The sequence below is a fragment of the Psychrobacter sp. SZ93C1 genome (assembly GCF_015864635.1).
In the GTDB taxonomy this organism is placed as follows: domain Bacteria; phylum Pseudomonadota; class Gammaproteobacteria; order Pseudomonadales; family Moraxellaceae; genus Psychrobacter; species Psychrobacter fozii.
The window spans coordinates 344,018-357,475 of sequence record NZ_JADYWY010000001.1 but is presented as its reverse complement, the minus strand read 5'-3'; the positions used below and the strand labels follow the sequence as shown (position 1 = coordinate 357,475).

Genomic DNA, 13,458 nt, shown 5'->3' with positions numbered 1-13,458 from the left:
AAGGTCCCAGTCGTGAAAAAGGTTAAATCGTAAAAAAAGACCACGATGATAACTTTTTAATCGCTCAAAAGGGATTATTTTTCTATACTCATCACTCACTTTTGTTTACAAATTTACTTTATCTAAAATGAAATCGATATCTTTATCACCGCGCCCTGATAAATTAACCAAAATGGTCTCATCCGCTGACATAGTCTTAGCAATTTTCATCGCATAGGCAATGGCATGTGCAGACTCCAAAGCTGGAATAATACCTTCAAGCCGAGACAATGCCATAAACGCCTCTAAACACTCTGCATCTGTGGCTAACTCATAAGTAGCCAATTTTAAATCTCGTAAATGTGAATGCTGCGGGCCAACGCCAGGATAGTCTAAACCAGATGCAATCGAATGCACGGGGGCTGGCTCACCTTTCTCATCGAGCAGTACATAGCATTTAAAACCATGAATCTCACCTTTGACCCCTAACGACATGGTCGCTGCATGATTGGGCGTATCTAAACCCTCTCCTGCTGGTTCTACGCCTATTTTTTCCACACCTGCATCATCAAAAAATCCGCTGAACATACCGATAGCATTGGAACCACCACCAATACAAGCAACCACTTTATTGGGCAACTGACCTGTCGTTGCTATGAATTGCGCACGTGCCTCATGCCCGACAACAGACTGAAAATAGCTCACCATTTCTGGATAGGGTGCAGGCCCTAATGCTGAGCCAATGGCAAACATACTGGTATCAAGCTCATTCAGATACGTCTCAAAAGCGCTATCCACTGCTTCCTTTAATGTCCCTGCCCCGCGTGATACAGGAACGATATTGGCTCCTAAAATTCTCATGCGGCTGACATTGGGATGCTCCTTTTCAATATCGACGACACCCATATGAATCTCGCACTCCAAACCCATCAGCGCAGCCGCTGTTGCTAGTGCCACACCGTGTTGCCCCGCACCAGTTTCAGCAATGACTTTGGTTTTGCCTAATTTCTTGGCTAATAATACCTCACCCAAGCAGTGATTAATTTTATGCGCGCCCGTATGGTTTAAATCTTCACGCTTAAAATAAATCTGTGCCCCGCCGCAATGTTCGCTTAAGCGTTGTGCATGATATAGAGGACTTGGACGACCCACATACGTCTCACGCAGTCGCTTCATCTCAGCGATAAAGTCATCATCTTTAATAATCTCACGAAAACTTGTTTCAATCTCTGCCATGGCTTTAGCCAGCTCAGGGTGTCCAATTTTGCCACCGAACTCCCCATATAAGCCATCATCGTTGGGCAGGATAGATTGATGTAATCCGTAGCCAGCTGCTGTAATTTCTGTTCTCATATTTGAACCTTATTATGTTTAGTCACTTATTGATGAGTTCTTAATTATAGAATTATTGTATTTACGTTCTAGTACATTGAAACAAGATAATAAGTCAAATTTATTATTTGGTCAAGTTAAGGAGTAAATCTGTCAGGATGGAATGGCTGATGCGGTCAAAGGCTTTGGCAATAACTTCTGCTATCAGCCATTAAGTAGCTTCGTACTCGGCAGCTCAGGCATAAATCCGTATACGTTTATCACGGGATTTGCGGAGCGCAATATAGCAACTATATTGAGAGAAGATTTTATTTAGGTTTTTGGAGAATTGGTTGGATAACGAATGCTTTTGACGAGCGTTTTTTTGGGTTATGGATTTGGTGGAGCTAATCCCGCCATCAGCTTATATCTGCTCGTCTAGTCTAACTCATACCTCAAGATGACCGTTACTATTTACGTAGAGCAGCCTTATATTCTTCAGCGACTTTTTTTATTGCTTCAAGACGTTTTTCCATATCTAAGGGATAAGCATCTAAAATATTATTTTCACATTCTTTTTTAAACTTATGTATTTTATTTTTCCCGTGACTTGAAGATATATGATATCTAGGATTGTCTTTAATTCCTAATTTCCATATAACTGCTTCAATATGATTTGTACTTATTTTTACGACATTACATAATGCAGATTTTGTTAGCTGATGCGTTATTGCAAAATCTGTTGGTTTAGCTATTTCTACACCATGTTTTATTTCAACTTTTCTTACCACGTAATAAGCCTTTTCTCCATCACCTTCATCTTCATCTTCGACAAACTTGCCACTATCTATCCAGTTTAGGTTTCGCGCTGTATCATTCGTTAGAAATACAGACGCAGATCTATCATTCTCAGACAGTTCTTGTGCATCGATAATAGCAGCTCTATCCATTCCAACTTTATTTAAAAGGGTAATATTATCTATCATAGACTTAAAAAAATTCTCTTTTTCATTATCAAGTATGATTTTTAAGTCAGCGCACTTAATCTCATCTGATGAAGCAGAGTAGCGATAATAAATAGCTCCCTCTCTTAAAATTTCCTTCTGTGGCTTGCCTTGTATTACTAGAGATTTTGACTTTCTACAAATTACAGGTTTATTAATTGATGGTTTTACAATCAAACAATGAATATTCTTGCCCAGCAAGTCTATAGTTTTTGATTCAAACAAAATTTCAGGTTCGAAATATTGTTTTAAGAAGTTAGTAAACTCAACGTCATCAGGTATATCATTTTCCTTTATCCCTATTAGCTCTCTAGGTTGGTCTCTAATGCCAAAGAATAAAACCCCACCTTCTCTATTAGCAAAAGATGCCATAGTTCGAGCTAGCTTAGGTAAATTATTATTATCAAACTTTAGCTTAAACTCTCTACGTTCACTTTCTCTGTTACTAACTCTTTTAGTCAAGGCATCAACATTAAGTATTAACAACTCATTTAATTTTAATATCTTTTTATTTGACATCTATTGTCACCAAGGTAGTTTTCAAATGAATTTTTATTTACTTAAGTTTAGTCCTAATAGTAGCATAAGAGTAAGTGAGGTTTTAAAATATCACCTGTCAAATTGGGGCACATTTTAGCCCTGATAGTAGTGGTATCCTAACGCCGACGATGGCGATGCGGACTATGGCTGGTGGCGGTATCGAGATAACAGGAACTCTACCAGACAAAGTAGTCTGCAGGCCATCGACAAGTGAGATACAAGCGGATAGTAGGATTAGCTCCAACAGCTAACAATTCTTCCGAAAAATTATAAATCACCTTCTCCAAAATCTAATAAAAACACTTCGATCCATCACTATATACAAAACCTCAAAAACTTCTTCCCACCATATCGCCATTGAATCCCAACCTCGCATCGGTAAGAATGGTAATACCTATTTATAAAAGCCAACTCATAAAACCTAATAAATAACCTTCTACTCAAAAGGATAAATAATGAAACTGCGCATCTTAAAATCTGCTGTGACCAACCCTTGGTTTAACCTCGCGACCGAGGACTGGATATTTCAAGCACTCGACCCAGACTCGCACACGCTGTTTCTATGGCGTAATTCTGAGACCGTGGTCATCGGACGCTCGCAGAATCCATGGGTGGAATGCAAAATCGATAAGATGGAAGCCGACGATGTGTTTTTGGCACGGCGTCAAAGTGGCGGCGGTGCAGTGTTTCATGATTTGGGCAATACCAACTTTACCTTTTTATCGCCTAAAGATGACTACGATCAAGCAGCGAACTTTACCATTATCATCAATGCGCTGAAAAAATTAGGCATAGATGCTGACTTATCTGGTCGTAATGACATGCAAGTGGGTGATAAAAAAATCTCAGGTAGCGCCTTTAAACATGCAGCGGATCGCAGCTTTCATCACGGGACATTACTCGTCAATGCCAACATGCAAAAGCTGGGGGACTACCTCAATCCGCACCCACTCAAGCTAAAAGCCAAAGGTATAAAATCCGTGCGTGCAAGAGTCGCTAACTTGGTTGAGTTCAATAACGACATCAATCACGAAACCTTATCCGATGCGATTATCGAGGCGCTTTGTGAATATTACGGCGACAATGCGGCAGTAGAAGCGTTAGATGAAGCCAGTCTCACCAAGCAGCCTAGTTTGCACAAATACTATCAGCAAATGGCGGATTGGGATTGGCGTTTTGGCAAGACCCCTGAGTTTACTCACCATATTGAGACACGCTTTGACTGGGGCATTATCGATTTGCACCTTGATGTAAAGCAAGCAGTGATTCGTGAAGTCGTTATCTTCTCTGATGCGCTAAATGTTGATTTGATTGAGCTGTTAAAAGAGACTCTGACTGATAGCAAATACAATCGCAATGACGTAAAAACTAAGCTCGATGAACTAGGCACAGCGCAACCTGAATTGGCAGCGCAAGTGGATGACGTATCTGAGTGGTTGACTAGCGAGATGGAAGGTTAGAAAAACCGCCCTTCCCTTCTCCTTGCCTGCCTTTATACTATTCAAAATTAATATGCCAATTATTTTTAAGCGCATCGAGCTTAGGCACGACACATGACTTATATTCGTTGTCAGGCTCGACAAATATCAGAATAGTATCGCCTGTTCTTTTATCACTGATGATTGAGAAATCACTGGTCACCGACTCGCCGACAATCTTATTGCCATCTCCAGTCTCATACTCATAATGCACCTTGACGCCTTGCCCAATACTGACAAAGGGGATCGTGTATTTTGGCATGATAGATACAATCCTTGCTGATTTTACTTGCCCATATTTATAGAGCTTAAGCTCTTTGCTAGTCGTTACTATTATATAGAGTAAAAATGGCAATCCGAATAGCAAAAAAGGTATAGGAGCAAGGAAAAACAAAGTCGTAGGGAAGTGATAAGGCTTGATGTTTTTGATAGCCGACTGACCATTGAGAGATTTAATCGTTATATCGTCACCGGCCGCCAACGCCTCTATCTTGACCTCTTCGAGCACTTTATATTCAGACTCAATTGCTTGACCATCTTCTATATATTGATATGAAATCACTGTTGGATGCAGGCCATTTACTGTGACCGTATAATCGGTTTCGATATTGCTAATCTCGGCAGTGGTTTCTATACCTTGGGCATCAATTAACTCATAGTCTACTTTTGGCATATCATTGCCAGTCAAAGAAAATACTAGGGTAAAAATAGTCGCCATTAGTAAGGCAAAAAAGGCGAATATAACTGCAAAAAATATAGCAATAGGCCGCTTTTTTAAGATATTTATAATGGTAGAGAATGTAACGGATCTTTGAGCAGAATTCATGCGTCAGTTTCGCTATGTCAGAAGTGATAGTAGGTAAAGAAAACATACGCGGTCATCATAACTGATAATGAATTTAAGTTGAATATTGTTTAGTCAATCAAGTATAGTGGCTAGTGATAAAAGACCCGTTATAATGAACTATCCATGACAAATCAAACATAATGTATCAGATTTTACAAATTACAAAGAGGTAGCACTATGGCAGCCTATATCACTGTCGGCGCAAAGACGACGCATGGCGGTACGGTAATCACTGGCTCACCGCAAACCACTCATAATGGTATTCCTGTCGCTCGCAAAGGGGACAAAGTCGTCTGTAAGAAGTGCAAAAAGGTCGTGACAATTATCACTGGTGATCCGTCCTATATAGTAGATGGTGCGCCTGTTGCCCGTGTAGGTGATATGACCAGCTGCGGCTCAAAACTGATTGCTAGTCAACAAGCTTTTTCGGAGTCGGGTTTTGATGTGGGCAATATTGAACCATTGCAGTCTGCAAAGTCGGACTCAAAAAGCTTGCTTAACAACATAGATGAAGATATTTATGATGATAGATTTCAATTACTGGATCAACATAGTCAATTTCCACTAGCCTATATCAACTACCGTTTAGATTATGACGGTAAATCGGTTGAAGGTACGACTGATGAAGAAGGGTTCACTGAAGCCATTGGAGCAGATTATCCAGCGGAAGTGAGTATTAAGATACTATTTGATGAGGAAGAGTAATATGTCAAGAAAAGAAATTGATTGTGGTAATCGTCATCTTACTGAAAAAAATAACAGTGATCATAAGTGTATTGAAGTGGATGCTGGAAGAAAGCTAACTTCTGGTGAAGAAAGTCTTATTAAAGAAATGTTTGGTAACAACATAGATTTTAAAACCGTTCGTATTTATAACAGAAAATTATGGTCTAAACAAAAGGACACTATGGCAATAGCACCTAATGGTAGTATATATTTTGCTCCTAAGGTGCATAAAAAAGATTTTTCTTTAGCTTCAGATACTAGTAAGCATTTTTTTATACACGAAATGACTCATGTTTGGCAGCATCAAAATGGGCAAATGGTAGTTTTACGAGCCGTAAGTGAACAGATGTTTATAGAATATCCAAGTCAAAAATTAGGGTTAGGGCATGGCGCGTATAAGTATGAACTTGACCAAACAAAAACCTTACTAGATTATGGAATTGAACAGCAAGCATCTATTGTTGCGGATTATTGGGCACTGAAAAATGGACTACATATTGAACTTAGAAATTCCATAAGAGCTACTAATCGTAGTGAAGCATATTTAACTCACTATATAATAGTTGTAGATGAAATAATCAAAAAGTAATAAAAAAATATTAACTTCATTAATAATAAATAGGATATTTTATAATGTATTTGTTCACTCAAGAAAACAAAAAAATACATATAAATAAATCTCATATATTCAATATACTTAAAATAATATTCGTGCTATCAACAACTAGTCTTCTTGGATGTTTCCAAGACTATCCTACGCATAGCCCTCCTATCGAAGGAAGTATTGATATATCGAAAAATAGCAAAGGTGATTTATGTTTTATGCCAATATTCAGTTCTGCCGTCGTTATGGAAAATCCTATAATTTTTAATTATATTAAAATGGAAGAGCTTGCTATATTGGATCCGAATGCTGAAATAAGTGATCATGTCAAAATACAGATTAAACCCAAGAATAAAAATTATTTCAGTTTGAGAGATGGGCAAAAAATATGTTTAAACTCTAATAATCCTAATTTAGAACAAATTACTTATTCTAAGTTAGATAGGCAATTATTAATAGTTTCAATTGGAGGTTTAGACGATAAGGAAGACCATTTTATAAGTTTTCAAAAAGAGTTTAACTATCCTTATACACCTGAGTGACAACTATCCTTCCATCGGCAGACTGATAGGCGATACGTAGGCAAGCTAATAATTAGAAAGGTATAACCTGATGCAAAAAAAAGCTTTCACTCTGTTGACCCTACTTCTACTTACATCTTGCATGTCTAGTAATGATCCTAATCATGATAAGACCAATACTGCTTCTACTGAAAACCTTAACAGCTCAAAAATAAGTAATAAGCAAACAATAAAAGAAAAAGACCAAATAGTCGACGAACATAGAGATATTGAAGCTGTTCTACGTCATGTGATTGATAAATGGGAGGAACCCATAAGTGCTGATGAAAAAGCAAGAAACTACCAATCTTTACTCAATCTTGAAAAATACGGGGACATTAAGCTTGCCGAAGGAAACTATGGTGGAGCTTGGTATAGATATAGCGCAGGATCTATTCACTACCCCTCGCCTAAGCTATTAGTGAAAGCAGGGGATGCACAGATACTTCATATTGTGAATAACTTCGACACTATTTGCGACCGCGAACTTTGCTTAAATGAACAAGGGCGTGTTACCCAGAGGAAGCGAAGCTCTGTTAGAAATATTGTTCTATCCACCTATGGTGTGGCGCTAGGTTTTAATCGTTATCCTAAAACAGATTACAGAGAAGAGCAGAGCTTAAGCAAGGAAGAAGAGCAACAGTTAGTCAAAAAAATAGAATGTCTAAACGAGAAACTTGACTTTGAGACTGAGTCAGCTGACGTATCTATTTTGGCACCATGTATTGGTTGATCAATCTCAAAAAAACGTCAATTGCATGCCACTACCCTATAAGAAGGCAGCACGTTTATGAGTATATTTAGCAAGTCGAGCGGTTTAATTATCGGTACATTTGTTTCTTTGTGTCTTTTAAGCTGCTCAGCAGGGCAGGACATCCATGGCTATGCATCCCCAATCATTACGGGGCAAGTCTTGGATAACATAACCAACCAACCTTTGAGTAATGTCTCAATCTATGAAAATAGTATTCATCAAACTCAAACTGATATCAATGGACATTTTAAATTACCTGCCTTCAAGTTTTCATATACTACATCGGATTATGACGTGCGTTCATTAAATGAAGCATCTAGCGGAAGCTTCTCTATAGGCAAAGAAGGCTATAAAGGTATAAGTTACAACAAATCTGGTATCAAGAAACTAGAAGTTAAATATACCTCAGAAGTTCCGTATCATATTCATTTGGGCAAGGTGTTTTTAGAGCCGCTACCAGAGGGTGTGGACATGAACGATATTGAAGATGAGTACATTGATGACATGACATTTTGTCAGCCTAATGACTCTCAAAAAGACGTCAATTGTATGCCACTACCAGATGGAGTTACAAATGAAGCCTTATAAACTATTTGTCTTTACCAGTGTACTAACTATCCCATTAAGCGCTTGCTTGATACCAGAGCCTACTGATTACTACGTCACCCCAGCACTTTCAGGCCAATTACTAGATAGTGTCACTCAGCAACCTGTTACTGATGTAAGTATTTACTTAACGGATGAACATCAAACGACTTCTGACAGCACAGGCAAGTTTGCCTTGCCACCTATGGTCGTCTCAGATGATATGAATAAAAGGCGGAATAAAGAACAGCTGCAATTCATTTATGAATACGCTGACATCATGATTGAAAGTGAGGGATATCAACGCCGATTAGTTAATGTCGATGGTATGGCTTTACCTACGCCAGCTTTGGATATTAATACACCAGTGTCAATAAATATGGGTAGTGTATACCTCACGCCACTAGCAGAAGGTGAGCATGTCTATGATAGGGTATATCAATATACTGAGATGATGAGATACTGCAAACCTACCGAGTCTCAAAAAGAAATTGATTGTATACCCGTACCAGAAGGTAAAACGTATGAGCAAGTGAGTCCGAATCGACCTATTGAATAAATAAAGTAGTTGGCTTTAGTGATTAGTGTCAAAATAAAAAGGCTTTGAATGCAAAATAGAACGCTTTATTTAACTGTATTCGTACTCTCATTAGCCAGTTTAACTGGCTGTCAAAAAAAGGTGATCTATGCTACGCCGCAAATTACAGGTCAGGTGGTTGATAAGAAAACCAATCAACCGATTGCAAATGTAAAGACAGTAATAGGTGGAAATGCTTTTGCCTTTACAGGTGCACAAGGACGCTTCACTGTACCACCAGTTACTTATGAATATATAGTGAAATACCCAAATCATAGAGAAGTTATGTCTATAGGAAACACAAGCTTTTCAATAAGTAAGCCAGGCTATGAGATCAAGTCGTATGCAAATGGAGGATTGGCTTCTATACCTAAGCCATATACTGAGAAAAGTTACGTGAATATGGGTCAAATTTATCTTATGCCAGTACCCGTCGGTAAAGAAAGGGATTATAAAACTTACTATCAGACTTTAGACTACTGTAAACCTAACCAATCGCAAAAAGAAGTCGATTGCATACCCGTGCCAGAAGGCAAAACGTATGAGCAAGTGAGTTCAAATTAGCTGATGAAATAATTTTTCCTAATGAAGTTTTGAGGTATCAAAAAAGAATCACACCTTTTGCCTACAGGCCTTATATTTGGCAAGAAACATATCCTGATAACTTTACTGGGAAAAAATAGCATGATTAATAATGAACCACTTTTATCATTTCTCGTTGCTCATGACTCTTTATCGATTTTATTTATTACTATCGTAATGACTATAATTTTTAATTTATATCTACGTAATTATCTCTCATTGTTATTTAGAACATTACCTACTTGGTTGTTTGCCTATCTGTTTTCATTAACTTGTGTACGTTTATATGACAACTGGTTAGGAGATAAAGTGGATTCTTATGCTGACTTTGGTGGATTTATGTTTAGTATAGGCCCCAATGTACCAATAAAGCCTCCTGAATTCGCTGTTTATTCTGAAGCATTGAATCACGATACGTGGAGAAACATGTATTTTTTAACAGGTGTGGTTATTGCAGTTATGGTTGTAGTTATAGTTGAAGTCATGGTTTCTATAGTCATTAGAATAAATAGAGTTGAGCAAGTAATACTAGACTAAATATCAAATCCTTTATAAAACACCTACTAGCCAAAAGCAATGAGAACCCTATGAAAAATCTACTCTTAGCGACAATAAGTATTTTAAGCACTTGCTTACTATATACGCCTGCAAATGCAGCGAGTTTTGATTGCAAAAAAGCGGCTAGCTGGATAGAAAAAACCGTTTGCGACAGTCCTGAGCTTTCTAAGCTTGATGACGCCATGGCAGAAAAGTACAAAAGCAATCTTGCCGCTTCTTCTGACTATGAAGACAGCAAAGCTTTTAAAAACAGAACTATTGCGAATCAACGCACATGGCTTACGTTTCAGCGTAATACCTGTAAAAGTGAAGAATGTCTGATACGTGAGTATAAAGAATATATCGAAGAGCAAACCAATTACGGTGTGGCTTGGAATTTTTCAGATGAATTAAGTCCTTCTGATTTACCGAGCAAAAGTGCCTTGGGGAATTTTTCTCAAACCTCTCAAATCTCACTATACAATTCAGACACTCAGCAATGGGAGGATTCAGGAGAGGCAACAAACACCGTATCGATTCATAGTGTCGCTAATAAGCCTTATCTTTCCATTATCGATGGCGTTTTAATTTTCACCAATACTCATACCTGTGATTTGGGAGAGAGTAAAGCCATATGGTCACAGAATCATTGGGTCATCAATGATGATCAGTCAGATAAAAACGTTGAGCTGCGTTTGTATCCAGCAACTTATAAAGGCCAAACTCAATTATTATTAAGAGATATGGATGATCAATATAGAAGACTGCATTGTGGTATGCGAGGGTATTTTGACCGGATTATATTAGAGCGCGAGGTGAGTTAGGTTTTCAAACTTCGAAGCAACAATAGGCTAAATTTTATCTCAATTGAAATAAAAACCTTGAGTTATATTTAAGCTCTAAATAAAAAAAACGGCAGGAGATCACTCCCCTACCGTCTTCTAATCTTAGACACTGATTTTAAATCAATCGTTTAAATCTGCACTGCAACCTCAGCTCCATCACGAATCGCGCGTTTAGCATCTAGCTCAGCCGCGAGCTTAGCGCCACCGATTAAATGATATTGCGCATCTGGCGCATCGCCGACATTTGGCATCAGCTCAACGACTGACTCTTGACCAGCACAGACGACGACGCTATCGACACGTAATAGCTGGCTTTGGCCTTGACCATTGGTCACCCAAATACCTTCATTGGTGATTTTGTCATACTGCACACCCGCGACTTGGATAACGCCGTGTGATTTGATATGAGCACGATGTACCCAACCTGAGGTTTTATTCAATCCACTACCCAAGCGACCTTTGCTGCGCTGCATGAGGTAAACTTGGCGAACTGGTTTAATGGCTTCAGGCTTCACCAGACCGCCATCCGTTTGATAATTGACATCATTGGTCACGCCCCACTCTTCGCGCCACTCACTAATAGACTGGGCTTTTGGACGATAGCTCGGATCTTTCAATGTCTCAGGATCTAGCTCATCAAGTGGCTGACCATGTTTGGCAGTGAGATATTCACTGACATCAAAACCAATACCACCAGCACCGATGACAGCAACTGTATTGCCAACTGATTTCTCACCAGATAGCAGTTCAGCGTAGCTCATCACTTGTGGCAAATCTGCACCTTCAAGCTTACCTGCTAAGCTTCTAGGTACGACACCTGTTGCAACGATGACATGGTGGAATTTGGCTTTTTCAAGCATATCTTTATCGACTTTGGTATTCAGTTTTACGTTGACACCCAAGTGCTCAAGCTCATTAATATAGTAGCGAATGGTTTCAAAGAATTCTTCTTTACCAGGGATGACTTTGGCATAGTTGAACTGACCGCCCAACACGTCTTTGGCTTCGAACAATGTTACTTCATGACCGCGCAGTGCGGCCACATGTGCCGCTGACATACCTGCAACACCGCCACCGATGACAGCAACTTTTTTCGGCTTCTTCGCTTTCTTATAGACCAATTCAGTCTCATAACAGGCTTGTGGATTGACCAAACAAGTCGAACGTTTGTTTTCAAAAGTATGATCTAGGCAGGCTTGGTTACAGGCGATACAAGTATTGATACGGTCTGCTTGACCATTTTTGGCTTTATTGACCCAATGTGCATCAGCTAAGAATGGACGCGCCATTTGAATCATATCAGCTTGACCAGTCGCGACGATTTCTTCAGCCGTTTCTGGCATATTGATACGGTTTGCTGCCATCATAGGAATATTGATGTGCTTTTTAATTTCAGCAGTGAAGTCAACAAACGCAGCACGTGGTACGCTCGTCACAATCGTCGGGACACGTGCTTCGTGCCAGCCGATACCCGTATTCATGATGGTCACGCCCGCTTCTTCTAGCGCTTGAGCCACTGTGATGACCTCATCCATGACGTTACCATCTTTGACCAAGTCAATCACTGACAGGCGGAATAGAATAATAAAATCTTCACCGGCAGCAGCACGAACCGCTTTAACCACGTCAACGGCGAACTTCATACGGCCTTCGATGTCACCACCATAAATGTCTTTACGCTTGTTGACATGACGCGATAAAAACTGGTTCAGCAGATATCCTTCTGACCCCATGATTTCGACACCGTCATATCCTGCCTGCTTGGCAAGCTTGGCTGAACGGGCATAGTCTTTTACCGTCTGCTCGATATTTTTAATACTCATCTTGCGCGGTTTAAATGGTGAAATTGGCGATTTAATCGGGCTTGATGACAGTACGAATGGATGATAACCGTAACGACCACTATGCAAGATTTGCATGATGAGTTTACTGTCATGTTTATGCACAGCATGGGTCACGCGTTGGTGATTGATGACGTCGGCTTTTGTATTCATGGTACCGCCCGCAGGGAGCAACCACCCTTCGCGATTGGGCGAGATACCGCCAGTGATCATCATCGCCACGCCGCCTTTGGCACGCTCTTCGAAATATGCTGCCAGCTTGCCATAATTATAGAAACGATCTTCAAGACCCGTATGCATAGAGCCCATCACTAGACGGTTTTTGAGCGTGGTAAAACCCAAATCAAGTGGCTCAAATAAATGCGGGTAATGTTCATTGGTAGTGGCAGTTTCAATCGGCGCGGCAGTGCGGCTGGCGGTCATATCATTTTCCTTATGAATAGCTTGCGGGGTTTAACGTTACTGGTATCGTACCACACCGCTATTATCATCAGCTACGCAGACAAACGACTGATGAGTGGACGTTTATTCATTACCATACCAAATGGCTCTGCTTAATAGCTGACTTCCTAGTATGCGGTTAAACAAACACGACAAAACCAGTCCAATTATCAATGACGAATGTCTATAATAATTAGGTATTAAGACGTAGCATCGACTGGATTAATCGATTAGATTATAAGGGTAA

Annotated in this window: 14 protein-coding genes; 10 read left to right on the top strand and 4 right to left on the bottom strand. The window is 39.5% G+C overall.

Going from position 1 to position 13,458, the window contains the following annotated elements:
* Window positions 1–105 precede the first annotated feature (105 nt).
* Together trpB and I6E83_RS01575 are read right to left on the bottom strand one after the other, a co-directional pair.
* A complete protein-coding gene (gene trpB, locus I6E83_RS01580; protein ID WP_197099703.1) occupies window positions 106–1,332 on the bottom strand; it encodes a tryptophan synthase subunit beta in 1,227 nt (408 codons plus the stop codon).
* A 428-nt stretch (window positions 1,333–1,760) separates the two neighbouring features.
* Window positions 1,761–2,813 carry a helix-turn-helix domain-containing protein gene (locus I6E83_RS01575; RefSeq protein WP_197099702.1) on the bottom strand — a complete coding sequence of 351 codons (1,053 nt, stop codon included), beginning with the start codon at window positions 2,811–2,813 and terminating at the stop codon, window positions 1,761–1,763.
* A 476-nt stretch (window positions 2,814–3,289) separates the two neighbouring features.
* On the opposite strand from I6E83_RS01575, the gene I6E83_RS01570 reads away from it, so the two are divergent.
* Window positions 3,290–4,294 carry a lipoate--protein ligase gene (locus I6E83_RS01570; protein ID WP_197099701.1) on the top strand — a complete coding sequence of 335 codons (1,005 nt, stop codon included), beginning with the start codon at window positions 3,290–3,292 and terminating at the stop codon, window positions 4,292–4,294.
* A 37-nt stretch (window positions 4,295–4,331) separates the two neighbouring features.
* Here the strand turns inward: I6E83_RS01570 and I6E83_RS01565 are convergent, their stop codons facing one another.
* The gene (locus tag I6E83_RS01565) at window positions 4,332–5,030 is read right to left on the bottom strand and encodes a hypothetical protein (RefSeq protein WP_197099700.1); all 699 of its coding nucleotides are present in this window, start codon (window positions 5,028–5,030) and stop codon (window positions 4,332–4,334) included.
* A 306-nt stretch (window positions 5,031–5,336) separates the two neighbouring features.
* On the opposite strand from I6E83_RS01565, the gene I6E83_RS01560 reads away from it, so the two are divergent.
* The 9 genes from I6E83_RS01560 (at window position 5,337) to I6E83_RS01520 (ending at window position 10,908) form a co-directional block, all read left to right on the top strand.
* Window positions 5,337–5,864: a PAAR domain-containing protein gene (locus tag I6E83_RS01560; protein WP_197099699.1), complete on the top strand. Its 528-nt coding sequence runs from the start codon at window positions 5,337–5,339 to the stop codon at window positions 5,862–5,864.
* A 1-nt stretch (window position 5,865) separates the two neighbouring features.
* Window positions 5,866–6,474, top strand: coding sequence for a hypothetical protein (locus I6E83_RS01555; RefSeq protein ID WP_197099698.1), 609 nt, complete (start codon window positions 5,866–5,868; stop codon window positions 6,472–6,474).
* Between the two features lie 44 nt (window positions 6,475–6,518).
* Entirely contained in the window at window positions 6,519–7,031 is a 513-nt protein-coding gene (locus tag I6E83_RS01550) for a hypothetical protein (protein ID WP_110921931.1), read from the top strand.
* Window positions 7,032–7,101: 70 nt separating this feature from the next.
* Window positions 7,102–7,782: a hypothetical protein gene (locus tag I6E83_RS01545; RefSeq protein WP_110921932.1), complete on the top strand. Its 681-nt coding sequence runs from the start codon at window positions 7,102–7,104 to the stop codon at window positions 7,780–7,782.
* 57 nt (window positions 7,783–7,839) lie between these two features.
* Window positions 7,840–8,391, top strand: a complete 552-nt coding sequence (locus tag I6E83_RS01540) for a hypothetical protein (RefSeq protein WP_110921933.1) — start codon at window positions 7,840–7,842, stop codon at window positions 8,389–8,391.
* Window positions 8,378–8,947 carry a hypothetical protein gene (locus I6E83_RS01535; protein WP_110921934.1) on the top strand — a complete coding sequence of 190 codons (570 nt, stop codon included), beginning with the start codon at window positions 8,378–8,380 and terminating at the stop codon, window positions 8,945–8,947. The genes I6E83_RS01540 and I6E83_RS01535 overlap by 14 nt, the downstream gene beginning before the upstream one ends.
* A gap of 48 nt (window positions 8,948–8,995) precedes the next feature.
* Window positions 8,996–9,529: a carboxypeptidase-like regulatory domain-containing protein gene (locus tag I6E83_RS01530; protein WP_197099697.1), complete on the top strand. Its 534-nt coding sequence runs from the start codon at window positions 8,996–8,998 to the stop codon at window positions 9,527–9,529.
* Between the two features lie 120 nt (window positions 9,530–9,649).
* Window positions 9,650–10,084: a hypothetical protein gene (locus I6E83_RS01525; RefSeq protein WP_197099696.1), complete on the top strand. Its 435-nt coding sequence runs from the start codon at window positions 9,650–9,652 to the stop codon at window positions 10,082–10,084.
* Between the two features lie 50 nt (window positions 10,085–10,134).
* Window positions 10,135–10,908 (top strand): lysozyme inhibitor LprI family protein, encoded by a 774-nt coding sequence (locus tag I6E83_RS01520; protein WP_197099695.1) that lies wholly within the window; start codon window positions 10,135–10,137, stop codon window positions 10,906–10,908.
* Between the two features lie 149 nt (window positions 10,909–11,057).
* Here the strand turns inward: I6E83_RS01520 and I6E83_RS01515 are convergent, their stop codons facing one another.
* Window positions 11,058–13,193 carry an NADPH-dependent 2,4-dienoyl-CoA reductase gene (locus tag I6E83_RS01515; protein ID WP_197099694.1) on the bottom strand — a complete coding sequence of 712 codons (2,136 nt, stop codon included), beginning with the start codon at window positions 13,191–13,193 and terminating at the stop codon, window positions 11,058–11,060.
* Between the last annotated feature and the right edge of the window lie 265 nt (window positions 13,194–13,458).